At 39.4% G+C, this 503-nt stretch carries 1 protein-coding gene; it reads left to right on the plus strand.

Annotation, left to right across the window (positions count from 1 at the left end):
• Positions 1–146 precede the first annotated feature (146 nt).
• On the plus strand, positions 147–503 hold a 357-nt coding region (locus R8O10_RS27810; protein ID WP_318192308.1), incomplete at its 3' end, for a dihydrofolate reductase.

The raw sequence follows: 503 nt of genomic DNA on the forward strand, positions 1-503 counted from the left end.
GTTTATTATTGCAGGTTTAGCTGTTGGTCTTGCGGTTCCAGGGTTACTTTTTTATCGAAGAAGACCAATTGTTTAGGCGATCGTTTGTTCTAAAGTGTTATTTAGGTATAATTTGCGCTCAAATTTCTTCAAGGTAAAGTATTTCTATGATTAGCATGATTGCGGCAATGGCACATAACGGTGCTATTGATAAAGAAAAGCCAATGATCATCGGTAACAATAACTCAATGCCTTGGCACCTTCCTGCAGACTTTGCTTGGTTCAAAGAACATACACTAGGTAAGCCTGTGGTCATGGGGCGTAAGACTTTTGAGTCAATTGGTAAAGCTCTACCAAATAGACTCAATATAGTCATTACCAGAGACCGATCTTATGCAGCAGAAGACGTAATAGTAGTGAGCTCTACTTTAGAGGCTCTAGAAGCTGCCAAAGGTCATAATGAGGTTATGATTATCGGCGGTGGTAGTATCTATGAAGCATTTCTTGATAAAGCTGATAAGTTG

Source organism: Vibrio sp. 1727 (genome assembly GCF_033344415.1).
Taxonomy (GTDB): Bacteria; Pseudomonadota; Gammaproteobacteria; order Enterobacterales; family Vibrionaceae; genus Vibrio; species Vibrio alginolyticus.